Below are 23,743 nucleotides of genomic sequence, written 5' to 3'. Positions count from 1 at the left end.
GGTGAGCACGGTCGCCAGGACGGGCGGCAGCAGCAGCGAGCGGTCTGCGGAGGTCTCGGCGGCGATCTGGGGGGTGGTCCTGCGACTTTTCGCGTTGGGGGCCGACGTGCTCAGATCCAGCCCTCCTCGCGGGCGTGCAGCGCGAGCTGGAACCTGTTGCAGGCCCCGAGCTGCGAGCCCAGCTCCATGAGCATCCGCCGCAGCTCCGCCAGCTCCAGGCCCAGGCGACGGGCCGCGAACTCGTCGTCGGCGCCCTCGGCGAGCAGGTGCAGCAGCTCCTGCTGCTGCGGGGTGGGGAAGATGTCGTCCAAGTCGTCGTGATCGACCGGAGGGTGCGCCTCCTCCTTGCGGCCGCGGTGATTCAGGGCCGAGGTGATCGAGACGACGACCTCGTCCTTCGGCGCTCTTCTCCCGTTGGAGGGATGCAGATCACGCGACAGGGGAGTCATGCCTCACATCATGGACCCGGCGGGGTCCGAATGCCATATCGATGACGACGACCCCGGGCAGGAGCGCCGAGCGGCCGAGCTCATGGCTGCGACGGGGCATAGCGGTACTCGGCCTCGGTGCCTGCGGATTCGACCGCTGCGAACCCGCTGCGCTCCAGGAACGGTCCCAGGCTGGCGTGGTTGTCCGGGAGGGAGGCGCGGATCGAGGTGACGCGCGGATCCTGCAGGCCCAGTTCCACCAGGCGGGGCAGGGCCTCGGTCGCGTAGCCCTGTCCGGTGCACGACGGCACCAGGAAGCCCTCGATCTCCAGGGCCTCGTCGATGGGCGGTGCGGACCACCCGGCGATGCCGATGATCAGTCCGGTGCTGCGCTGCACGCATGCCATGGGGGAGTACAGGGACTCCGTGAAGAAGAACTCCCCGGAGTCCTGCACGGCCTGCAGGACGTCGCGGGCGTCCGGAGTGGGGAACTCCGGGTGGAACTGCGGGAGGCGCTCGAACTGGCAGGCCGCCTCGACCTCCTCGCGGGTCAGCGGGCGCAGCTCGAGCCGCTCGGTGGTGATGCTGTGCGCATCCAAGGGGCTCGTGCTCTCGACGGTCACGGCGGCTACCTCCGTTGCCTCGACGGACTCGAGATCTGTCGTCCGGCGTCCGGGACGGACGCGCTGCGACCGGACTCGGAGCGAATCCGTCTCAAGACTGTTTCCTGGGCATGAGTCTACGGCAGCGGCGCCCGGCCGTCCCTTCCCGGGGCGGCCGGGCGCCGCAGGGCACGACCTCAGCCGAAGTGGCGCGGGAGCGTGGCCTCGTGGGCCTCGCGCAGGCGCTCCAGCGGGACCTCGGCGTGGCCCATGAGGTCCAGGGACTTCGACTGCGCGTCCACCACGCCGATGCGCGCGAACTCGTAGCCGCGCATGGTGCACATGTCCTTGAAGCGCACCTCCTCCGAGCGCGGCACGGACACGACGGCGCGGGCCTGCGACTCGGAGAACAGCATCGTGAAGGCATCCAGGCCGTCGCGCTCGCAGACCTCGCCGAGCCCGATCCGCGCACCGGTGCCGAACCGCAGGCACATCTCGGACAGGGTCGCGGCCAGGCCGCCCTCGGAGACGTCGTGGGCGGAGTCGACCATGCCGTCGCGGGACATGTTGATCAGCAGCTCGCCCAAAAGGCGCTCGCGCTTGAGGTCGACCTGCGGGGGCTGCCCGCCCAGGTGGCCGCGCACGCGCGCCCACTCGGAGCCGTCGAGCTCATCGGCGGTGGTACCGAGCAGGTAGATCGCCTGGCCGTCTGCGGTGTCATCCCAGCCCGACGGGGTGCGCCGGCGGACGTCGTCGAGCACGCCCATCATCGCGACCACGGGGGTGGGGTGGATGGCCTCGTCGCCGGTCTGGTTGTACAGCGAGACGTTGCCGCCGGTGACCGGCACGCCGATCTCCAGGCAGCCGTCGGCCAGGCCGCGCACGGCCTCGGCGAACTGCCACATGACCTCGGGATCCTCGGGGGAGCCGAAGTTCAGGCAGTCGGAGACGGCCACCGGGCGGGCGCCTGAGGTGGAGACGTTGCGGTAGGCCTCGGCCAGGGCCAGCTGGGCGCCGCGGTACGGGTCCAAGTAGGCGTAGCGGCCGTTGCAATCGGTGGACAGGGCCACGCCCAGCCCGGTCTGCTCGTCCACGCGGACCACGCCGGCGTCGTCGGGCATGGCCATGGCGGTGTTGCCCTGCACGTAGCGGTCGTACTGATCCGTGATCCATGCCGTGGAGGCCATATTCGGGGAGCTCATCAGCTCCAGGACGGCCTCGCCGAGGGCCTCGCCCTCCGGGCGACCGGTGTCGGCCGAGGAGCCCGTGAAGCGGTCCGCCTGCACGGCGTCCGTGCGCGCGGGGCGCTGCATGGGCCGCTCGTACACGGGGCCCTCGTGGGCCACGGTGCGCGGGTCGACGTCGACGATGACCTCGCCCTGCCAGTCGATGACCAGACGGCCGGTGTCGGTGACCTCGCCGATCCAGGAGTACTCGACCTCCCAGCGCTCGAGCACCTCCTCGAAGGCCGCAGCCTTCTCCGGGGTCACGACAGCCATCATGCGCTCCTGCGACTCCGACATCAGGATCTCGCCCGGGGTCAGCGACGGATCGCGCAGCAGCACCGAGGACAGGTCCACGTGCATGCCGCCGTCGCCGTTGGAGGCCAGCTCGGAGGTCGCGCAGGAGATGCCCGCAGCGCCCAGGTCCTGGATGCCCTCGACCAGGCCGTCGCGGAACAGCTCGAGGCAGCACTCGATGAGCACCTTCTCCGCGAATGGATCGCCCACCTGCACGGCGGGGCGCTTGGACGGCTTGGTGTCGTCGAAGGACTCGGAGGCCAGCACCGAGGCGCCGCCGATGCCGTCGCCGCCGGTGCGCGCGCCGAAGAGCACCACGCGGTTGCCCGCGCCCGAGGCGTTGGCCAGACGCAGGTCCTCGTGGCGCATGACGCCCACGGCCAGGGCGTTGACCAGCGGATTCGCCTGGTAGCAGGCGTCGAACTCGACCTCTCCGCCGATGTTCGGCAGGCCCAGCGAGTTGCCGTAGCCGCCCACGCCGGCCACGATCCCGTGCACCACGCGCTGGGTGTCCGGGTGGTCGATCTCGCCGAAGCGCAGCGGATCCATCACGGCCACCGGGCGGGCGCCCATGGAGATGATGTCGCGCACGATGCCGCCCACGCCCGTGGCCGCGCCCTGGTAGGGCTCCACGTACGACGGGTGGTTGTGCGACTCGATCTTGAAGGTCACGGCCCAGCCGTCGCCGATGTCGGTCACGCCGGCGTTCTCGCCCATGCCGACCATCAGGTCCTTGGTCATCTCCTCGGAGACCTTCTCGCCGAACTGGCGCAGGTGGACCTTGGAGGACTTGTAGGAGCAGTGCTCGGACCACATGACCGAGTACATGGCCAGCTCCGCCGCGGTCGGGCGGCGCCCCAGGATCTCGACGACGCGGTCGAACTCGTCCTGCTTGAGCCCGAGCTCGGCCCAGGGCAGCTCGGTGTCGGGGGTGGATGCTGCGTGCTCGACGGTGTCGAGCTGGAACTGCTGCTCGCTCATGCGCGGGAGCCTCCGTTCACGATCGAGGTCAGCGCGGAGACGAAGATGGCCAGGCCATCGGCCCCTCCGCGCATGGGGACGGTGCCTGCGGCCGAGGAGTCCGGTCCGAAGCCGGGCTCGATCGCGTGCTCCGGGTGCGGCATGAGGCCCACGACATTGCCCGCCGCATTGCGGACGCCGGCGATGTCGTGGCGCGAGCCGTTGGGATTGCCGTCGAGGTAGCGGAAGACCACGCGGCCCTCCTCCTCGAGCATGCGCAGGGTGTCGTCGTCGCAGACGTACTGGCCGTCCTGGTTCTTCAGCGGCACCACGATCTCCTCGCGGGGCTGGTACAGCGAGGTCCAAGGGGTGTCGGTGGACTCCACGCGCAGGCGCTGGTCGCGGCACACGAACTTCAGGTGGTCGTTGCGGATCATGGAGCCCGGCAGCAGGTGGGCCTCGGTGAGGACCTGGAAGCCGTTGCAGATCCCGAGGACCGGCAGCCCGCCGTTCGCGGCGTCGATCAGACGGGTCATCAGCGGCGCGAAGCGCGAGATCGCTCCGGCGCGCAGGTAGTCGCCGTAGGAGAAGCCGCCTGGAAGGATCACGGCGTCGACGCCGTGGAGGTCGTCGTCGGCGTGCCACAGGCGCACCGGGGTGCCGCCGGCGATCTCCACGGCGCGCATGGCGTCGCGGTCATCCAGCGTGCCGGGGAAGGTGATGACGCCCACGCGGACGTCGCGCAGGCGCTGATCGGGCATGGCCTGGCCCAGATCCGCCACCAGCGGGGTCTCGAAGGAGTTCTGGGTCACCGGATCAGACCTCCTCGTCGACGACGGCCACGTTCACGACGTCCTCGATCACCGGGTTGGAGAGCATGGTCGCGGCGGCGTGGCGGGCAGCCTCGAGCTGGTCCTCGGTGACCTCGCCGTCGACCTCGAGCTCGAAGCGCTTGCCCTGGCGGACCCCGGTGAAGCCCTGGATCTCCTGGTGGGCGAACGCCCGGATGATCGCCTTGCCCTGGGGGTCCAGGATCTCCGGCTTGGGCATGACGTCGACAACGATGCGGGCCACGGGCACTCCTCGTGATGCGGGGCTGATGTGCGGTGCTGCCAGGCAGCGGCGGCAGCGAGGGCGCCGGATCACCCGGATGGGGCGAGGCGACGACGGCTGCCGGAACGCCTCCGAGTCTATCCGCGCTGCGCGGGCGGGACGCACGGCGGCGACCGGCGCCTCTCGGCTCAGGCGGGGGCGGCGTAGAGGTGCTCGGGGCGCCCCGCGCTGCCGTAGCGCAGCGACACCGTGACCATGTCCTGCTCGGCCAGCCTGACCAGGTGGCGCTGAGCCGTGGCCCGGGAAACCCCGATCGCCTCGCCCACCTGCACGGCGGGCAGGGGCCCCTGGGCGCGCTGCAGCGCCTCCAGGATGCGGGCGGACGTGCCCCCGACCCGGCTCTCCGGGGAGGCGCCCGCGCCCCCGGCGTCGTAGAACCCGCGCAGGGCCCGGTCCAGCCCGGCCTGCGAGAGGCGCTCCTGCTCCCACACCCGGCGCAGACGGGCGTAGCGGCGCAGCAGGCTCGTGAGCTGCTCGGGATCGAACGGCTTGAACAGGCAGGTCAGGGCGCCCGCCGACAGCGCCGCGCGGACCACCTGGGCATCCGTCACCGCGGTGAGCAGGGCGGCATCCACCGAGGTCTCCCGGATCAGCTGGGTCCCGGTGCCGTCGGGCAGGACCTCGTCCGCCAGCAGCAGGTCCACGCCGCCGGCGGCGAGCACCTTCCGGGCGCTGCGCAGATCGCGCACCGGCTCGAGCGCGCGGAACCCGGGGGTCTGCTCCACGTACCGGCAGTGCAGCCGCCCGACGTAGACGTCGTCATCGAGGACCAGGACATCGATCATGGCTGCTCTCCTGTGCTGGTCGATCGGCTCTCGGACTCGCCCGCCGACGGACGCAGCACGCCCGGCAGCAGCAGCCCGAAGGCGGCTCCGCCGAGCTCCGCGTCGCGGGCGGCGGCGACCCACAGCTCCCCACCGCGGCGCCGGGCAGCCCGGCGGCACAGGGCCAGGCCGATGCCGTGGCCGTGGGCCTCGTCCGGCCCCTGGGCTCCGGCCCCGGGGTCTGCGGGGGCGGGTTCCTGTGCCCCCGGGCGGCCGGTGACCCCTTCGGCGAACAGGATGCCGGTGTCCGCCGCCGCGTCCAGCCCCGGGCCCGAGTCGGCGACGGTCGCGTGGAGGTCCTGACCCGCGCTGAGCAGGTGGACCTCGACGATGCCCTGCAGCTGCTCGGGGAGGTCCTCGGCGGCGGTCGTGGAGCGCGGAGCGTCCACCACCGCCCGCACGGCGTTGTCGATGAGGTTGCCCAGGATCATCGTGACATCCTCCGGCTCGGCCAGCGGGCTGAGCACGAGCGACTCCGGCGAGACCCGCAGCAGGACGCCGGCCTCCGCGCTGAGCGTCCCCTTGGCCTCCAGCAGCGCTCGCAGATAGGGGTCCTCGAGGGCCTCGATGCCCTCGACCGGGGCGGCGATCGGCCCGGAGCGCAGGATGCGGCGCAGGTAGTCGCCGGCCTCCTCGCCGGCCCCCGTGCCCACCAGCCCCAGCACGGTGTGCAGGCGATTGGCGAACTCGTGGCGCTGGGTCCGCAGCGCCTGGGCCATGGCCGTGACCGACTCCAGCTGCCGGCCCATGGTGAGGATCTGCGTCTCGTCCTGCAGCGTGACCACGGCCCCCATCTCCACCGCTCCGCGGCGCACGGGCACCGTGGTGATCAGCAGGATGCGATCGCCCACGCGGTGCCGCCCGCGCACGGGGTTCAGGTCCCCGGCATGGGCGGCGTCGATGGCCCGATGCGCGCCCCGGGCGATCGGCTCGGGGACCGGCCCGTCCTGCTCCGCCCACCCGAGCATGCTGCGAGCGCGCGCATTGGACAGCGTCACGGCCCCGGAGGGCGAGAAGCCGAGCACGCCGTCGTCGAGCCCCTGGAGCACGGCCTCCTGGTGGCGGGCCATGTCCGCGAGCTCCTCGGGGCCCACGCCCAGGGTCGCCCGCTCGAGCCGCCGCACCAGCGCCAGGGAGACCGCAGCGCCGATGCCCAGGGCCGCAGCGGCCACGAGTCCCACCGCGAGGATCTCGCGGCGGATGTCGGCGCCCTGCACCGAGGAGCTGATCCCCACGGAGACCAGGCCGACCACGCTGCCGTCGTCCTCGCTCGAGTAGACCGGCACCTTGGCGCGCACCGTGGAGCCGAGCGTGCCCGTCTGCTGGTACACGTCCTCCGCGCCGGCCAGCGCGCGATCGGGGGAGGTGGACAGGTGCTGGCCGATCTCGGCGGGGTCCGGATGGGAGAGGCGGGTTCCGTGGCTGTCGGCGACCACCACGAACTCGACCTGGGCGCGGCGGCGCACCTGCTCGGCCTGGGCCTGCACGGGGCCCTCGCGCAGCACCTCGACGTCCAGACGGTCCTGGGCGGAGGCCTCCGTGACCTCCTGGCGCAGCTGGGGGTCCTCGGCCAGGGTGCGCGCTGTGGACAGCGCATGCGTGGCATTGGTCTGGGCCACGGCGCGCGATCCCAGCCAGGCCGAGGTGGTCGCGGACAGTGCCAGGACCAGCACGATCACGCCCAGCTGCGAGACGAGCACCCGTCGCGCGAAGGATCGGGGCTGTCGCGGCATGGGCCCAGCGTAGTGCGCAGCACACCTGCGAGCACAATGCGCAGAAGGCGGGCAATGAGAAGAACGCGGTCTGTGCGCACAACCGCGCCAGGTCGCCGCGGCGATCCCTACGGTGCAACGAGCATCACATCCGACCCCACTGGGTCGGGCCGCACCGAGCGCTGCGCAGCACGCCAGCAGAAGGAGGAGCCCCGGTGACCGTCATCCTCGGCTTCGCCATGATCGTCGTCTTCATGACGCTGATCATGACCAAGAAGCTCTCGCCCATCCTGGCGCTGATCCTGGTCCCCACGATCTTCGGCCTCTTCGCCGGAGCGGGCCTGGGCATCGGCGACATGGTCATGGAGGCCATCGCCTCGATGTCCTCCACGGCGGCGCTGCTGCTGTTCGCCATCATCTACTTCGGCATCATGATCGACGTGGGCCTGTTCGACCGGCTCGTGGACGTCATCCTGCGGCTGGCCGGCCATGACCCGCTGCGCGTGGTCATGGGCACGGCCCTGCTCACCGGCGCGGTCTCCCTGGACGGCGACGGCTCCACGACGTTCATCGTGGTGACCGCTGCCATGCTGCCGATCTACCGCCGGCTCGAGATGTCGCCGGTGGTGCTGACCTGTGTGGCCGGCCTGATCAACGGCACGCTGAACATCGTGCCGTGGGGCGGGCCGACCGCCCGTGCGGCCTCGGCGCTGCAGCTGGACCCCAACGAGATCTTCGCGCCCATGGTCCCGTCGCTGATCGTCGGCCTGCTGCTGGCGCTGGGCTTCGCCTGGTTCATGGGGCTCTCCGAGCGGCGCCGCCTCACCGCCGCCGGCGTGCAGTGGGCCCGCGGGGCCGGCGGCTCGGTCGCCGCCGCCTCGACCGGGTCGACGGGCGGTCCGGCCACCCGCGCCCTCGTCATCAACCAGACGAGCGAGGAGCCCCAGGAGAGCTCGACCGGCACGTCGCTGGCGGAGACCGCCCTGGACCCGAACCGCCCCACGCTGCGTCCGCACCTGCTGTGGTTCAACCTGGCGCTGACCGTCGTGATCATGGTCCTGCTGGTGATCGACATCCTGCCCCTGGCCTACCTGTTCATGCTCGGCACCGTCGTGGCCCTGATGGTCAACTTCCGCACGGTGCGCGAGCAGCACGAGGAGCTGGCCTCGCATGCGTCGTCGGTCATCACCGTGGTCGCCATGGTCATGGCCGCCGGCGTGCTGACCGGCGTCATGAGCGGCACCGGCATGGTCGATGACATGGCGCAGTGGCTCGTGGACGTCATCCCCGCCTCCTGGGGGCCGTACCTGGCGGGCATCACGGGAGTGCTGTCGATCCCCATGACGTTCTTCATGAGCAACGACGCCTTCTACTACGGCATCCTCCCGGTGCTCACCGAGACCGCCTCGCACTACGGCATCTCCTCGGCCGACATGGCGCGGGCCTCCATCACGGGCCAGCCCGTCCACCTGCAGTCCCCGCTCGTCCCGGCCATCCTGCTGCTGGTCTCCCTGGCAGGCGTGGAGCTGGGCGATCACCACAAGAAGGTGCTGTGGCGGGCTCTGTGCGTCTCGCTGGCGATGCTCGCGGTGGGCATCCTCGTGGGCGTCATCGCCTTCGGCTGAGCCGCAGCAGGGCTCCGGGGCCGCCGCTCGGCCCGAGTCCCATGCTGCGCCCGATCCCGTGCGGGTCTCGGACGCAGCGTCCTCGCAGGCCCTTCAGACACATCGCACGAACAGGAGCAGGACCATGGCAGATCTCTACTCACGCAGCGCACCGGATGCGCCGCAGCCCTCGCTGAGAGTGTCCTCCTCCGAGGGCATCGACCGGGCCGAGCGCACGGTCGTGCTGGCTCACCGGTCGGACTCCTCCCCGGCGGTCCTGCAGGCGGGCATCGATGCCGCGCAGCATCTGGGGGCCGCGCTGCGAGTGGTGCACTACGCCCACGACATGACGGCGGGGCCGACTGCCGAGCCGGAGATGATCCAGCGCATCAAGGAGCTCTCCCGCCCGATCCTGGAGGCTGGGATCGAGTTCGAGATCCAGCGCGCCGGCGACGGCGTGGCCGATCAGGTGCTCGAGCTCGCTGAGGACCACGCCGCCGCGCTGATCGTGCTGGCGGTGCGGCGCCGCTCGCCGCTGATGAAGCTCTTCCTAGGCTCGAGCGCCCAGCGCATCCTGCTCGAGGCATCCTGCCCGGTGCTGACGCTGCGCTGAGCGCTCAGCCTCCGGAGGGGTCCTCGATCTCGATCCAGCCCTCGACCAGCTGGTGCGGCACCCGCCGCAGGTCCTTGGCCGGATCCGGAGGGGCCTGCCGCCCGAGAGCCAGGGCCAGGCGGGATCCCTCGAACGTGCCGTCGGGGGAGAAGACCCAGTAGTGATTGGGGCACTCGAAGCTCTCGGCCCGGCCCGAGGCGGCGCGGCAGACGGTCGCGCCCTGGTGCGGGCAGATGTTGTGCAGGACGTGCAGCCCCTGATCGTCGCGCGCCACGAGCAGCGCTGCGCCGCCGGCGCGCAGGGTCACGAAGTCCCCGGGCCGGGCCACGGCGGAGGCCTCGAGCAGGCGGATCGTGGTCATGCGAGCTCTCCTGGGGCGGCGGGCCCGGGGCCGCCGGGTGCGTCGGCGCGGTGCGTCCTGGGCCCCTGCGCCTGCGGAGCCGGCATGTGCTCGCGTGCCGCCAGCAGCCAGGAGGTGGTCTCCAGGAGGCGCTCCCGCAGCGGGGCCGCGCGCTGGGCGAAGGAGCGCTGACGGCGCACGTACTCCGCCTTGCCCTCCGGGGTCTCCACGGCGACCACGCCGTAGCCCCATTCCGAGAGGTCATACGGGGAGGCCTCCATGTCCGTGGCACGGACCTCCAGCGCGAGCTCGAAGCAGTCGGCGATCAGCTCGGAGGCCACCGCTGGGGCCAGCTTGTACGCCCACTTGTAGAGGTCCATGGTCGCGTGCAGGCAGCCGGGCTGCTCCAGGTCCCGCTGGGTCTCGCGGGTGGGCTGCATCTCGTTGAGCGGGGCGGCCTCCGGGACGAAGAAGCGGAAGGCGTCGATGTGGGTGCACCGCAGCCGTTCGGCCTGCACCACGGCGTCGGTGCCCTCCGCGCCAAGTCGCAGCGGCAGCTGCTCGTGGCGCACTCCGTGCACGCGGGCGTTGTAGGCCATGGCCCATTCATGCATCCCGAAGCACCCGAACTGCCCGGCTCTCGAGGCCGTGCGCCGCACGAGCATGTCCACGAACTCGACCGCGCGTCCACGCGATTCCAGGAATGCGGCGACGTCGACGGTCGCAGGCCCGTCGTCGGCGCTCAGGCCGAGGGCCTCGGCCTCCGTCGCGGTCACGGTGCGCCAGTAGCGCTGCTCGGCCATCTCCGCGGCGTCCAGCAGCACGACGCCCGGGCCAGGATGCCAGCGCTCCAGGCGGCCGGGGGAGTGCGAGTAGTAGGTGAACAGGAAGTCGTCCACCGGGTGCTTGAGCTGCTGGCTGCGGCGCTCCCGGAAAGGCTCCGTCCAGGGGCTGACCCGCTGCAGGTGAGCGGCCTGTCGGGCGTGCCACTGCTGTGGCTCGAGCACCTCCACGGCGCCCAGCAGCCGGCCACGGGCATCAGCGGGCATTCTGGTCCCCGGGGTGCGAGGGCCCGTCGCGGTCACTGCGCAGATGCTGGGCTCAGCGCCCGGTGCCGCCGTAGACGGCGGCGTCCTGCTGGGAGTCCAGGCCGAAGGCCGAGTGGACGGCGCGCACGGCCTCGTCCAGGCGGTCGGCGGCGGTCACCACGGAGATCCGCACCTCAGAGGTGGAGATCATGTCGATGTTGATGTCGTGCTCGGCCAGGGCGTCGAAGAACGTGAAGGACACTCCCGGGTTGGACTTCATGCCCGCGCCGACCAGGGAGAGCTTGCCGACCTGGTCGTTATACTCGAGGCTCGCGTAGCCGATCTTCTCCTCGGCCGCGCGCAGCATGGACATGGCCAGATCGCCCTGGGTCTCCGGGATCGTCACGGACAGGTCCGTGGTCTTCTCGTCCGAGACCGAGACGTTCTGCACGATCATGTCCACGTTGACCTTGGCGTCGGCCAGGAGCCGGAAGATGCCGGAGGCGATCCCGGGGCGGTCGGGGACGCCGACGACGGTGATCTTGGCCTGGGTGCGGTCGTGGGCGATTCCTGCGATCAGCGGCTGTTCCAAGGGGATCTCCTGGGTGTGCACAGAGACGGTCGTGTCATCGGGGCTGGGGATGACCCAGGTGCCCTCGTGGTGGGTGAAGGATGAGCGGACGTGCAGCTTCACGCCGAAGCGGCGTGCGTACTCGACGCAGCGCAGGTGCAGGATCTTGGCGCCGTTGGCGGCCATCTCCAGCATCTCCTCCGAGGAGATCTCCTCGAGCTTGTGGGCCTTGGGCGCGATGCGCGGATCCGCCGTGAAGACGCCGTCCACGTCCGAGTAGATCTCGCAGACGTCTGCCTCCAGTGCCGCGGCAAGGGCGACTGCCGTGGTGTCCGAGCCGCCGCGGCCCAGCGTGGTGATGTCCTTGGTGGCCCGGTGCACGCCCTGGAAGCCGGCGACGATCGCGATGTTGCCCTGGTCCAGGGACTCGCGGATGCGCTCGGGATTGACCTCCACGAGCGAGGCCGCCCCGTGGTCGCCGTCCGTGATCATGCCGGCCTGCGAGCCCGTGAAGGACTGGGCCGGTGCGCCGTAGGCGCTCACCGCCATGGCCAGCAAGGACATGGAGATCCGCTCGCCGGAGGTCAGGAGCATGTCCATCTCACGGGCGGGCGGCTTGGGCGCCACCTCGTTGGCCAGGTCGATCAGCTCGTCGGTGGTGTCGCCCATGGCGGAGACCACCACGACGACGTCGTTGCCGGCATCCCGGGTCTCCACCACGCGACGTGCCACTCGACGGATGCTGGCCGCGTCTGCGACCGACGATCCGCCGAACTTCTGCACGATCAGGCTCATATGTTCTGGCACCCCCGGCTGGTTCTGGCTGCTTGTCTGCCGAGGCTCCTCGGCGGCATTCGTCCCAGTCTATCGGCCAGCTCAGCTGACCGCGGTACGGCCCTCGAACGCCCGGCCCAGCGTGACCTCGTCCGCGTACTCCAGGTCTCCGCCCACGGGCAGCCCCGAGGCCAGGCGGGTCACCGTGATGCCCAGGGTCCGCAGCATGCGCGCCAGGTAGGTGGCGGTGGCCTCGCCCTCGAGGTTCGGGTCGGTGGCCAGGACGATCTCCTGGACGGTCTCGTCCGAGAGCCGGGTCATGAGCTCGCGGATCCGCAGCTGATCAGGGCCGACGCCGCCGATCGGATTGATGGAGCCGCCGAGCACGTGGTACAGCCCGCGGAACGCGCGGGTGCGCTCGATGGCCATGACGTCCTTGGACTCCTCGACCACGCAGATGACGGTGCGGTCGCGACGCGGATCGCGGCAGATGCTGCACTGCTCCTGCTCGGAGACGTTGCCGCAGGTCTCGCAGTGCTGGACCCGCTCCTTGACCGCGATCAGGGCATCGGCCAGCGACTGGACGTCCGAGCGCTCGGCATCGAGCAGGAAGAAGGCGATGCGCTGGGCGGACTTGGGGCCCACGCCGGGCAGGCGACCGAGCTCATCGATCAGGTCCTGGACTGCGCCTTCGTACACGGATCACTCATTTCGACGGTTTCGATGGGGCGGGTGCGCTCCAGGAGGGACGACGGAAGCTCAGATGCCGCTCTGATGCGGGATCTCCTCCAGCAGCCGCCCGCCGAGGATGCGCTCGATCAGCGCCCGCGTGCTCTGGTCCGTGTTCTCCACGGCCTCGTCGTCCTCGCTGGGCGAGAACGTCGCCTCCGAGTCTAGGTCCGGGGCCGACGACGCAGCCCGGCTCGGCTCGGCGCTGCGCTCAGCGGCGGCGAAATGTGCCGCGTGGCGCTCCCGGAAGCTCTGCTTGCGCGGCGCAGCGGGCGCTGCCGATCCCGATGAAGGCGCTGCGGCTCCGCCCGCTGCGGTGCCCGAGGGAGCGGACGCCGAGCGTGCTCCTGCAGAGGGGCGCCACTGCTCCGGCGGGGCATCCTCCTGGGCCGGCTGCTCCGAGACGGGCTCTGCGGAGTGGCCCGGGGTCTGTGCCGGCGTGCGGAAGGACCCGGGGTGGGCGGAGGCCTGCTGGGAGGTCGGCTCGCCCGGCTCGACGGGCGGTGGAAGCGTCTGCGCTGCCGGGCCGCCGGAGGTGTCCTGCGGATCCGTGTCCGCGCCGTGCCCCGCGCCGGAGCCGGCCGCCGCGCGCGAGGGTGCCCCGCGGTAGCCGGGGTCCTCGAAGGGCGGCTCCTCCTCGGGGGGAGCCTCATCCGGCCAGGGGATGTCATCGTACGGACTGGCGGGCACGATCGGATCCGGCGACGGGTCCTCGCCGCGCCGACGCTGAGCCGACCTCTGTGGCCGCCGCCGGGGTGCAGCCTGGTCCCGGTTCTCGGCCGGCTGGTGGGGAGGGGCCTGTTCGCGCGGCTCTGCCTGCTCCCGGGCCGCTGGCGGCGGCTGGGAGGCTGACGGCTCCTGGGGGTCCTGCGAGGGCGAGGACGGTTCGACGGATTCCGCCCACGCGGCGCGGGCGTCCTGCGTGGACAGCGGTGCGCTCTCGGGCTCCGGCCGAGTCTGCTCCGGGGACTGCGCCGACGGCGGGGCTGAGGCCGCCTCCTGCGACGCCTCAGAGGCCGAGTCCTGGCGGGTGCTCTCCTGCGGTGCGGCCGGTGTCGGGGCAGCTCCCGTGGGAGCCGGATCTGCCGGGGCCTCGGGAACCTCGGGCTCGGTGCCCTGGGCGGGGGCATCGGGTCCGGCAGGGGCGGCCTCCACCGGATCCGAGGTGGGGATCGCCGCCACAGCCCAGGTCGTCACCTCGGCGGAGTCGTCCTGCTGAGGGGCCGACTGCTCGGCCTCCCCCTGAGGGGCCTCGTCCTGCGGGGTCAGGCTGCCGGGCTGCCGTCGGGGTTCAGCGCGCTGAGACGGCTGCTCGCGCTGGGGCGGTCGCTGACCCTGGGCGGGGAACGGCCGAGGGCCGGTCGCCCGGCCCCCGTCATGCTGCGCTTCCTCCCGGTCATCGCTGGGTCTGCTCTGCGGCTCGCCGTCGTGCTGTGCTGGAGCGCGGCGTCCCGAGCCGCGCTGCTCGGGACCCTGCTGCCCGGATTCGGTCTGTGCGTTCGCGCTCGGGCGGCCCGGACCACCGGGCCCGTTCGAGCTCGGGCCGCCGGGTCCTGCGCCGCGGGGCCCGGCGGAGCCCGGAGCGCCGGGGGCGGATCCGCCCGGACCGGCAGTGCTGGGGCCGCCGCCGCCCGGCCCGCTCGAGCCGGACCCCTGCGGAGCTGCGCCTCGAGGTCCGCCGGAGTCGTGCCGGGTCCCCCCTCCGGGACCGACGGCCTCCACGCGGCAGGTCACGCCGATGACCTGCTGGATCGCCTGGACCAGGTTCGGCTCGAAGCGCGGGAAGTTCTTGCGGTCGCCCTCGGCGTCGAACATCAGCTGCAGGACGGAGCCGTCGAAGGCGATGGGGGTTCCGCGCATGGTGGTCATCCACGAGACGCGATGGATCTCCGCCAGGGCCGAGATGATCTCGGTCCAGGAGCTGCGGATCATGTCGATCTCGCCGCCGCTGGCGGGGCCGCGGGAGGCGGACTCATCCGCGTGCGGCGGACGCTGGGGCGTCTGATCCGGGGCGCCGGCAGGCTGCTGGGGAGCCTGTGGCTGCGCCTCGGCGCGCCGTGGCCCCGACTGCTGAGACCCTGACAGCTGCGACACCGACTGGGGGCCATCCTGCGCGGGCGCAGAGTTCCCCGAGGATCCGGACGACTCGCCGCGAGTCTCCGACTGTCGACCGCGGAACTTCCCGAAGCCGCCTTCGGCCGCAGCGAGCGGATCCGATTGCTGCGCCTCGGGCTGGGTCTGAGCAGGAGCCTCGGAGGGAGTGTCATGCTCCCCTGCGGGGGTGGAGCCGCTGTGCGCGTCGGTGTCCTCGGCAGCGGGCTGGACAGGCCGGGACGGCTCGGGCTGAGGAGCCGGTGCCTGCTGCGGGGCGCCGGAGGAGGCCTGCTCCTGCGGCACATCCACCAGGGGCCCGGTGGGAGCGCCCGTGCGCCCGATGTTCAGGCGTCGCTCGAGGCGATCCACGCGCACGCCGACTCCGCGGGTGGTGTTCTCCGCCGAGGGCAGCAGCAGCCGGGCGCACAGCAGCTCCAGGTGCAGCTGCGGGGAGGTGGCCCCCACCATCTCGGTCAGCGCCTCGTTGGTGATGTCCGCGCAGCGCGAGAGCTCCGAGGCGCCCATCTGATGCGCCTGATTGCGCAGGCGGGCGATCTGGTCCTCCGGGGTCCCGTGGAGGATGTTGCCCGCGTTCTCCGGCACGGCGTCCACGATCACAAGGTCGCGGAAGCGCTCGAGCAGATCCTCGACGAACCGCCGCGGATCCTGCCCTGTCTGGATCACGCGGTCGACGGCTCGGAACACCGTGGCGGCGTCGCCGGAGGCAAAGGCGTCGACGACGTCGTCGAGAAGGGCCCCATGGGTGTAGCCGAGCAGCGAGCTGGCCAGGTCGTAGCTGATCTGATCCTGGTCGGTGCCGGCCATGAGCTGATCCAGCACGGAAAGGGAGTCGCGAACGGAGCCGCCACCGGCGCGGACCACCATGGCCTGCACGCCGGGCTCCACGCCCACGCCCTCCTGCTCGCACAGGGCGCTGAGGTAGTCCATGAGCGGCTCGGGCGGGACCAGGCGGAACGGGTAGTGGTGCGTGCGGGAGCGGATGGTCGGCAGGACCTTGTTCGGCTCCGTGGTGGCGAAGATGAACTTGATGTGCTCCGGCGGCTCCTCGACGATCTTCAGCAGCGCGTTGAAGCCGTCGCGCGTGACCATGTGGGCCTCGTCGATGATGAAGATCTTGTACCGGTCCCGGACCGGGGCGAACGTGGCGCGCTCGCGCAGCTGGCGGGCGTCGTCCACGCCGCCGTGGGAGGCGGCGTCCATCTCGATGACGTCCAGGGAGCCGGCGCCGTCGCGGGCCAGATCGCGGCAGGACTCGCACTGCCCGCAGGGCGTGGGCGTGGGGCCCTGAGCGCAGTTGAGACAGCGCGCCAGGATGCGCGCCGAGGTGGTCTTGCCGCAGCCTCTCGGACCGGAGAACAGGTAGGCGTGGTTCACCTTGTTCTTGCGCAGCGCGGTCATCAGCGGCTCGGTCACATGGGACTGACCGATGACGTCCTCGAACGTCTCAGGGCGGTAGCGGCGGTACAGGGCGGTCGTCACACGGACACTGTAGCGACGGGCTCCGACGTCCTGAGCGGCGGAGTCGGTGCGGTGGATGGCTGAGTTCCGGGTGCGATCCGGGCATGAGAAGACCCCCCGTGCACCCGTCAGAGCTCAAGTGCCCTTGCTGCCTTCCGGCCCTGGGGGAGTTCCTCAAGATGACGCCGCACGAGGGGCTGTCGAAGAGTATATCGGACCGGTGCGGGCGCTGTGAAACCCTGCCTCCCATCCCGAGGATTTCCGCCGTCGGGTGCGCATGGTCTAGGATGGTCCCTGCATGTTCGCGCCCTGCGGTGCGACCGTGCAGCCGAGGAGGATTCGCCTAGCGGCCTATGGCGCACGCCTGGAACGCGTGTTGGGTTAACGCCCTCGGGGGTTCAAATCCCCCATCCTCCGCCGAGTGTCCTGAGTCGCGACATCGTTGACAGACGATGTCGCGGCTCAGGCTTTTTTCGTATGGGTTCGTTTTCTCCGTCGAGGCCGTGGGGGTGTTCCGGTCGGGGCGTGGGTTCAGCGAAGCGGGGCCTGGTAGTCGCGGGCGGGGTCGATGTGGTGGCAGGCGATGACTTCGCCTGTGGCCGCGTCCGAGACGGTCACGTCACGGTCGTGGATCAGCAGCAGCACGGCCAGGCCGATGTGTCTGCGTCCGACTCCGAGGTGGCGCATCGTCCCGGCGTAGCGCAGGGAGATCTTCCCGTTCTTGTCAACCTTGTCGGTGCGGGTGCGCCACTCGCTGTCTCGATCGGTCTCTGGTGAGGCTTTGGGCAGCGCGGCATAGGCGGCCGCTGGTGTCTGGCGGCCGCGGGCTCGGTGGGGGCGAGCGGTGTTGTACCAGTGCTGGAACTGATCCAGCAGGCCCTGCAGCTCGGGGAGATCGGCTGGTGTCGGGCGGGCGGCCAGCCAGCGTTTGAGGGTCTGGTGGAAGCGCTCGATCTTGCCCTGGGTCTGCGGGTGGCCTGGTGCCCCGTTCTTCTGCTGGATGCGGTGGGCATCGAGCAGCTTCTCGAATCCGTTGCGGCCTCCTGGGTACCTGGCCAGCCGGGAGGTGAAGACCAGGCCGTTGTCGGTCAGGGTCGAGGCCGGTGGCCCGTAGCGGCTGATCAGGGCGTTCATGGCTTCCACGACCATGGGCCCGGAGAACGAGGCGGCTGCCTGGATGTGCAGCAGCATCCGGGAATGGTCATCGAGCACGTCGAGGATGTCGATGCGGGTGCCGGTGGTCAGGAAGGTGTGGGTGATGTCGGCTTGCCAGCACTCGTTGGGCAGGTCGGCTTCGAAGCGCAGGTAGGACGATTTCGGGCGTTTGCGCGGGGCGGGCTGAATCAGGGCCTCGGCGTGGAGGATGCGACGGATCGTGGAGGTCGAGGGCACGCGCAGTCCTTCTTGGTGCAAGTGCCAGGCGATGGTCTCCGGGCCCGCGTCAGCGCCTTGGGCGGTGAGTTCTGTGCGCAGGGTGATGATGCGTTCGCGCAGTGGTGGAGGGATGCGCTGCGGGGATCTGCGGGGTGCTTTCGAGCCCGGGTGCATCGCCTGGCTGCCGCCGGCGCGGTAGCGGGTGACCAGGACGTGGACCCATTGGCGAGAGATCCCGAACTTCTCGGCGGCCTGGGTGGTAGTGAGGCCCTGGTCGATCACGGAGCGGGCGATGACGATGTTGCGCTGGGTGCTCATCCGGCATCGTCACCGGGGCCAGGGTGTCAAGGATGTCGCGACTCACCGGTCAACGATCAGTGGTGGGGATCTGTCAACGGTGTCGGGACTCATCGGTCAACGCTCATGCGGAAACGTGGTGGTCAGGGGCGTCAACGATGTCGTGACGCAGGACACCCCCGTCTCCGCTGCATCAGCCTCGTCAGAGGCGGCAGGACGACCCCCGTGGCGACACGGGGGTCGTTTTTTCGTCGACGCGGACCTCATCTGGCCTTCCGACAACGAGCATCGCCGCGCTGAGCGGATCGGCCTCGATGGTCGCGGAGGCTGCCCACTCCTGGGCCGACACGGGCAATGAGATTTTCCTGCTGGTGGGCGAGCGGCGCTCGCGTCGGGCCCCGGATGCCTCCCACCCGCTGGGCTACGGCCGTGCCGGGTACGTCTGGGCGATGTTCGCTGCGATCGGCCTGTTCGCCGTGGGCTCCGGGGTCTCGATCTGGCACGGCATCCAGTCCTTGGGCGGCGAGGGCGAGGACGGCGGCTACGGCTGGGCCTATCTGGTGCTCGTCGTGTCATTCGTGCTCGAGGGGACGTCGTTCCTGCAGGCGCTGCGCCAGGCCCGTTCCGGCTCCCATGCCCGCCGCGTCAGCCCGCTGCGCTACATCCGCACCACCTCGGACTCGATGCTGCGTGCGGTGTTCGCCGAGGACTCGGCCGCGCTCGTCGGCCTGCTGATCGCAGCAGGCGGGATGGTCATGCATCAGATCACCGGAAACGCGATGTGGGATGCCCTGGGCTCCATCCTGGTCGGCGTGCTGCTGGGGGTCGTGGCGGTCGTGCTGATCCGGCGCAATGTCCAGCTGCTCACCGGCGAGGGCGGCAGCCCGCGCGGGCGCAACCGCCTGCTCTCGATCCTCCTCGAGCACCCCGACATCGAGTCCGTGAGCTTGCTGCACACCGAGTGGGTCGGTGCCGACAGGCTGTTCGTCGTGGCCTCCGTGGACGTGACCGGCGATGTCCGGGAGTCCGAGCTGCGCGCCCGGGTCCAGGCCGTCGAAGATCTGCTCGAGCAGGAGCCTGTGGTGCAGCGCGCGCTGCTGACCCTCACCCGGCCCGGAGACCAGACCCGTCTGGGCCTCGAGCCGCTTCCTGAGTGGTACCGCAACGAGTCCTGAGCCGGTCGAGGACCCGATCCTCGCCCCAGACCGGCCGGTTCCCCGTGTGCCCCCTCACCCCCGCCGAGTGGATCCCCAGTTGCGCTATAGGGCCCAATATCGCAACTGGGGATCCACTCGGCGGGGGTGAGGGGAGGGTCAGAGGGTGGCGGTCACCGCTCGCCACATGAAGTCGTAGGACAGCGCGTGCGAGCGGGCGGCTTGGCGGTTGTCGCCTGCACCGGCGTGCCCGCCCTCGAGGGTCTCGTGGAACCAGACCCGCTCGTGGCCCTGCCGCAGCATCCGCTCGGCCATCTTGCGCGCCTGCACGGGCCCCACGCGATCGTCGCTCGTGGCGGTCCAGAACAGCACCGGCGGGTACTGCCGCCCCGATTCGACCAGGTGGTACGGGGAGAACGTGCGCAGCCACCGCCACTGCTCCGGGTCCTCCGGATCGCCGTACTCCGCGATCCACGACGTCCCCGCCGACAGCCTCGTGTAGCGGCGCATGTCCAGCAGCGGCACGCCGCACGAGATGCCCGCGAAGAGCTCCGGATACGCGGTGAGCATGTTGCCCACCAGCAGCCCGCCGTTCGAGCCGCCGGCGCATGCCAGCGTGGACGGGGAGCTCACGCCGCGCTCGTGCAGATCGCGGGCCACAGCTGCGAAGTCCTCGTAGGCGCGGTGGCGCTGCGACTGCAGGGCAGCCCGGTGCCATGAGGGTCCGTACTCGCCGCCGCCGCGGATGTTCGCGATGACGTAGACGCCCGTGCGGCCGGGTGCGGCCCCGCCCGCGCCTGAGGCCTCGACCTTCCGGGTGAGCCACGACCGCCCGATCACCCCGGAGTAGCCGGGGGTGCGCGAGACCTCGAAGCCGCCGTAGCCGGACAGCAGCGTGGGATTGCGGCCGTCCAGCGGCAGGTCCGAGGGGCCCACCTGGTAGTACGGGATGCGGGTTCCGTCGTCGGAGACGGCCCAGTGCTGCTCGACGCTCAGCCCGGAGGCGTCGAAGAACGACGGCGCCTGCTTGAGCGGGCGCGGCAGCGACTGCTCCAGGGTGCCGCGCAGGATCGTCGTGGGGGTCAGGAAGCCGCTCGTGGAGACCCAGACGTCGTCGCCGGCCACGGGGTCCTCGTCGTCGACGGCCCACACCGCCGTGGAGCGGTGCTCGCCGGTTCCCTGCATGGGCTCGGAGCGCCAGGTGCCGGGCTCGATCACGCGGATCTCGGAGGAGACGTCCGAGAGCAGCTGCAGCACCAGGTGCGAGGCGGTCCACGACCAGCCCTGCAGACTCGTGTGCTCATCCGGGGCGAAGACGACCGTCAGGGAGCGGTCGCCGGCCAGGAAGCTCTCGAGCTCGGCCACCAGCAGGGTGCCGGGCGCGTAGTCGCCCCAGGTCTCCTGCGGCCGCAGCAGCAGCCACTGCCGGTGCGGGTCGGCCTCGACGGTCTCGGGGACGTCGATCAGCACCGGCTCACCGCCGCGAGCCTCATCCAGCAGATAGGTCCTCGAGCGGAAGAAGTCGATCGCATCCACGGCCACGGTGCGCTCGAAGCCCTCCGTGTGATCGCGGCCCACCCACGCCTGGACGTGATCGGCGGGCACCGAGAACACGATCGGCGCCTCCTCCAGCGATTGCCCGCGCGACAGCCGGCGCACCTGGGCCGGATAGGACGACGTCGTGGTCGAGCCCGGGCCGGTGTCCGTGCCCACATAGAGCGTGTCCGCGTCGAGCCAGGAGACCGAGGTCTTGGCCGCCGGAAGGTCGAAGCCGCCCTCGTCGGTGGGGACGAACCTGCGCGAGAGCAGATCGAACTCGCGGTAGCGGCGGGCGTCGCCGCCGTCCGGGGACAGGACGATCAGCATGCGTCGCCACTGGCCCTCGGTGTGCTGGGGGCGCAGCAGCCGCACACCGCCCCAGACCCAGGGGACGCCCTCGGCCTCGGCCAGCACGTCCAGGTCCAGGACCACGTCCCACTGCGGGTCGTCGCTGAGCCATGACTCCCAGGTCGTGCGGCGGAACAGCCCGCGCGGGTGCTCGGCATCGCGCCAGAAGCCGTAGTAGTGCTCGCCGTGCTTGGAGACCATGGGGATGCGGTCATCGGAGTCCATGACCTCGAGCGCGGCGGCCTCGAGGCGCTCGAGCTGCGGGGTCAGCAGCAGGGATTCGCTGCGCTCGTTCTGCTCGCGCACCCACTCGAGAGCGGGCTCGCCATGGATCTCCTCGAGCCACAGGAGGTCATCGACAGGGTCTTCGGCAGGGGTCTCGGTCATGGTCCCCACCCTAGGGCCCGGCTCCGGGGCCTCAGGCAGGGTCTGCAGTTCCTATCCTGGGACCATGACCCCACCGATGCACCCCACCGAGACCCCTGACGACGAGCCCCGCTCCCGCCCCGTGCCCCGTGTGGTCATCGTGGGCTGCGGGCCGCGCGGGCTCTCGGCGCTCGAGCGGGTCGTGGCGCATGCGGCGGCCACGGGGCGGCGGGTGAAGGTCGACGTCGTGGACCCGTTCCCTCCGGGGGCGGGCCACGTGTGGCGCACACGGCAGTCGCCGCGGTTCCTGATGAACACCCCGTCGCTGTTCCCCACCGTGATCGCGGCCGACGGCGCCCTGGAGGTGCCGCCGCTGGAGCCGCTGCGCGGGATGAGCTTCGACGGCTGGCGTCGGGCAATCGTCGAGCGGGGCCTGGCGGTGGAGCTGGACGAGCAGAACCGGGAGGCGCTGCAGCAGCTGGGGGCTGCGGACTTCCCGCAGCGGCGGCTGTACGGCGCCTACCTGGAGTGGGTCTTCCGCACCGTCGTCGAGAACGCGCCGACCACGCTCGAGCTGCGCGTGCACCGCGAAGAAGCCGTGGCCGCGCGCAGGGTCGAGACCGGTCGGCACCGCTACGCCGTGGAGATCGGCGGTCAGCAGGAGCTGCTGGCCGATCATGTGGTGCTCGCCCTGGGCCACCTGGACGCGCACCTGAGCCGGGGGCAGAAGGAGCTCGTGGACGGCGCTGCCCAGAACGGGCTGGACTACCGCCCGCCGGTCGTCCCGGCCGACGGCCACTGGGACACGCTGCCGCCGGGTGAGACCGTGCTCGTGCGCGGCATGGGCCTGAACTTCCACGACGTCCTGGCCGAGGTCACCGAGGGCCGCGGCGGCGTGTTCGAGCCCGCCGACGACGGCACCGACCGGCTGGTCTACCGGCCCTCCGGCCAGGAGCCCTTCGTGGTGGCGGGCTCGCGCCGCGGGACGCCGTACCGCGCCAAGCCGGAGATCGGCTCCTACTACGCCCGCAGCCTGGAGCACCGCTTCCTGACCCAGGAGACGATCGAGCAGCTCAGGGGCCAGGGCCCGCTGTCCTTCGAGCGCGTCCTGCTGCCGCTGGTGCTGCGGGATGCCCACCGCACCTACTACCGCACGTACGCGCGCGTGCACGCCGATCGCCTGGGCATGCCCGCCGAGGACTTCCTGGTCGAGCTCGACCGGGCGCTGGGGGTTCCCGACGACGACGCCCCCTCCGGGCCCGCGCGCACCGCACCGGCCGCCCGCAGGGGTGCCGAGCGCGAGTGGGCCGAGGACTCGCAGGAGCGCCTGGCCGAGGACACCGCCGAGGGGCTGCCGTGGGAGGTGCGCCTCGAGCGCCTCGTGCAGAGCGCGGTGCCGGCTCCCGAGCGCTTCGACCCTGTGCGGTCGGCCAAGCCCTTCCGCGGGGAGGACTTCGGCTCGCACGAGGAGTATGCGGCCGCCGTCGTGCATCTGCTGGACCGCGATGGCGCAGGCTCAGCCCAGGGTGAGGACGACCCGGCCAAGATGGCCTTCTCGTCGCTGAACTGGTCGCGCACCCTGCTCAAGCAGATCATCGCCGAGGTGGGGCTGAGCGATGCCTCCTGGCACGACGAGCTCCTGCGCACGTTCGCGCCGCTGGTCGAGGGGCTGAGCTCGGGGCCGCCCGCTCTGCGGATCCGTCAGCTGGCGGCGCTGGCCCGGGCCGATGTGGTGCGCTTCCTGGGGCCCGATCCGGTGTTCCGGGTGGACGACGAGCGCGGCTGCTTCGAGGCCAGCTCCCCGTGGGTGGCCGCCGAGCCGTACCGGGCGGGCATCATGCTCGAGGCGATGTCCCCGCCCAACGAGGTCCGACGCAACATCTCGCCGCTGCTGCAGTCCATGCACGACGCAGGGCTGGTGCGCTCCAAGCCCATGGACACCCGCGACGGCGCCGTGCGGATGCCCGGTGCGGGCCTGGACGTCTCGGAGATCCCCTACCGCACGATCGGTACGGATGACCGGGTCCAGGAGGGCGTGTGGGTGCTGGGGCTGCAGCTGACCTCGGTGCAGTGGGGCACCGCGATCGCCGCCGAGGCCGATGCCCCGGCCGAACTGGGTGCCCGCACCCTGGCCGACGCCGACCGCGCCGCCCAGCAGATCCTGGACTGAGCCTCCCTCGTCAGCCCACTCGCGCACGATTCCGCGCCTGCGTGACCGGATGCGCCGTTCGCGGGGTGGCGACGCATCCGCGCACGCAGGCGCGAGAGAAGTGG

The 23,743-nt window shown here is 71.4% G+C and carries 18 protein-coding genes, 1 tRNA gene and 1 other RNA gene; 5 read left to right on the top strand and 15 right to left on the bottom strand.

Translation table 11 applies throughout. The features are described 5' to 3' along the window. Nucleotides 1-110: 110 nt before the first annotated feature. The 7 genes from FFS25_RS00385 to FFS25_RS00355 all read right to left on the bottom strand — a co-directional run bounded on the left by FFS25_RS00385 (nt 111) and on the right by FFS25_RS00355 (nt 7,180). Nucleotides 111-449 (bottom strand): helix-turn-helix domain-containing protein, encoded by a 339-nt coding sequence (locus FFS25_RS00385; RefSeq protein WP_058872016.1) that lies wholly within the window; start codon nt 447-449, stop codon nt 111-113. 80 nt (nt 450-529) lie between these two features. After that, nucleotides 530-1,051, bottom strand: a complete 522-nt coding sequence (locus FFS25_RS13325; protein WP_171004031.1) for a GNAT family N-acetyltransferase — start codon at nt 1,049-1,051, stop codon at nt 530-532. Nucleotides 1,052-1,227: 176 nt separating this feature from the next. Further along, nucleotides 1,228-3,531, bottom strand: a complete 2,304-nt coding sequence (purL, locus tag FFS25_RS00375) for a phosphoribosylformylglycinamidine synthase subunit PurL (RefSeq protein WP_137801506.1) — start codon at nt 3,529-3,531, stop codon at nt 1,228-1,230. Beyond that, entirely contained in the window at nt 3,528-4,271 is a 744-nt protein-coding gene (purQ, locus tag FFS25_RS00370; RefSeq protein WP_249933710.1) for a phosphoribosylformylglycinamidine synthase subunit PurQ, read from the bottom strand. The genes purL and purQ overlap by 4 nt, the downstream gene beginning before the upstream one ends. A 55-nt stretch (nt 4,272-4,326) precedes the next feature. Then, entirely contained in the window at nt 4,327-4,584 is a 258-nt protein-coding gene (locus tag FFS25_RS00365) for a phosphoribosylformylglycinamidine synthase subunit PurS (protein WP_137801504.1), read from the bottom strand. 167 nt (nt 4,585-4,751) lie between these two features. After that, complete coding sequence (locus tag FFS25_RS00360) at nt 4,752-5,408, bottom strand: response regulator transcription factor (protein ID WP_137801503.1); 657 nt, start codon at nt 5,406-5,408, stop codon at nt 4,752-4,754. Then, entirely contained in the window at nt 5,405-7,180 is a 1,776-nt protein-coding gene (locus FFS25_RS00355; protein WP_249933702.1) for a sensor histidine kinase, read from the bottom strand. The genes FFS25_RS00360 and FFS25_RS00355 overlap by 4 nt, the downstream gene beginning before the upstream one ends. A 194-nt stretch (nt 7,181-7,374) precedes the next feature. Here FFS25_RS00355 and FFS25_RS00350 point away from each other — a divergent pair, with 194 nt between their 5' ends. Next, nucleotides 7,375-8,784 carry a CitMHS family transporter gene (locus FFS25_RS00350; protein ID WP_137801502.1) on the top strand — a complete coding sequence of 470 codons (1,410 nt, stop codon included), beginning with the start codon at nt 7,375-7,377 and terminating at the stop codon, nt 8,782-8,784. 124 nt (nt 8,785-8,908) lie between these two features. Continuing rightward, complete coding sequence (locus FFS25_RS00345; protein ID WP_053447962.1) at nt 8,909-9,376, top strand: universal stress protein; 468 nt, start codon at nt 8,909-8,911, stop codon at nt 9,374-9,376. Between the two features lie 4 nt (nt 9,377-9,380). On the opposite strand, the gene FFS25_RS00340 is transcribed toward FFS25_RS00345, so the two are convergent. The 6 genes from FFS25_RS00340 to ffs all read right to left on the bottom strand — a co-directional run bounded on the left by FFS25_RS00340 (nt 9,381) and on the right by ffs (nt 16,593). Further along, on the bottom strand, nt 9,381-9,737 hold the full coding sequence (locus tag FFS25_RS00340; RefSeq protein WP_053447961.1) for a Rieske 2Fe-2S domain-containing protein: 357 nt from the start codon (nt 9,735-9,737) through the stop codon (nt 9,381-9,383). Continuing rightward, nucleotides 9,734-10,765 (bottom strand): 3-methyladenine DNA glycosylase, encoded by a 1,032-nt coding sequence (locus FFS25_RS00335; protein WP_137801501.1) that lies wholly within the window; start codon nt 10,763-10,765, stop codon nt 9,734-9,736. Before FFS25_RS00335 ends, FFS25_RS00340 begins: the two co-directional genes overlap by 4 nt. A 52-nt stretch (nt 10,766-10,817) precedes the next feature. After that, nucleotides 10,818-12,110: an aspartate kinase gene (locus FFS25_RS00330; RefSeq protein ID WP_137801500.1), complete on the bottom strand. Its 1,293-nt coding sequence runs from the start codon at nt 12,108-12,110 to the stop codon at nt 10,818-10,820. Nucleotides 12,111-12,191: 81 nt separating this feature from the next. Beyond that, nucleotides 12,192-12,788, bottom strand: coding sequence for a recombination mediator RecR (recR, locus tag FFS25_RS00325; protein WP_006213963.1), 597 nt, complete (start codon nt 12,786-12,788; stop codon nt 12,192-12,194). A 60-nt stretch (nt 12,789-12,848) separates the two neighbouring features. Next, the gene (locus FFS25_RS13900) at nt 12,849-16,412 is read right to left on the bottom strand and encodes a DNA polymerase III subunit gamma and tau (RefSeq protein ID WP_137801499.1); all 3,564 of its coding nucleotides are present in this window, start codon (nt 16,410-16,412) and stop codon (nt 12,849-12,851) included. A gap of 84 nt (nt 16,413-16,496) precedes the next feature. Then, an RNA gene (gene ffs, locus FFS25_RS00315) (signal recognition particle sRNA small type) lies at nt 16,497-16,593 on the bottom strand. A 130-nt stretch (nt 16,594-16,723) separates the two neighbouring features. On the opposite strand from ffs, the gene FFS25_RS00310 reads away from it, so the two are divergent. Beyond that, nucleotides 16,724-16,808 (top strand) — tRNA-Ser (locus FFS25_RS00310). 114 nt (nt 16,809-16,922) lie between these two features. Here the strand turns inward: FFS25_RS00310 and FFS25_RS00305 are convergent. Beyond that, entirely contained in the window at nt 16,923-18,083 is a 1,161-nt protein-coding gene (locus FFS25_RS00305; protein WP_058870848.1) for an IS481 family transposase, read from the bottom strand. A gap of 167 nt (nt 18,084-18,250) precedes the next feature. On the opposite strand from FFS25_RS00305, the gene FFS25_RS00300 reads away from it, so the two are divergent. Next, entirely contained in the window at nt 18,251-19,237 is a 987-nt protein-coding gene (locus FFS25_RS00300; protein ID WP_349654403.1) for a cation diffusion facilitator family transporter, read from the top strand. A gap of 138 nt (nt 19,238-19,375) precedes the next feature. Here the strand turns inward: FFS25_RS00300 and FFS25_RS00295 are convergent, their stop codons facing one another. Continuing rightward, the gene (locus FFS25_RS00295) at nt 19,376-21,490 is read right to left on the bottom strand and encodes a prolyl oligopeptidase family serine peptidase (RefSeq protein ID WP_137801497.1); all 2,115 of its coding nucleotides are present in this window, start codon (nt 21,488-21,490) and stop codon (nt 19,376-19,378) included. Between the two features lie 64 nt (nt 21,491-21,554). On the opposite strand from FFS25_RS00295, the gene FFS25_RS00290 reads away from it, so the two are divergent. Continuing rightward, a complete protein-coding gene (locus FFS25_RS00290; protein WP_249933700.1) occupies nt 21,555-23,639 on the top strand; it encodes an FAD/NAD(P)-binding protein in 2,085 nt (694 codons plus the stop codon). Nucleotides 23,640-23,743: the final 104 nt, after the last annotated feature.

The sequence above is a fragment of the Kocuria sp. 2SI genome (assembly GCF_005502825.1).
In the GTDB taxonomy this organism is placed as follows: domain Bacteria; phylum Actinomycetota; class Actinomycetes; order Actinomycetales; family Micrococcaceae; genus Kocuria; species Kocuria palustris.
This window is presented reverse-complemented; position numbering and strand designations above follow the sequence as displayed.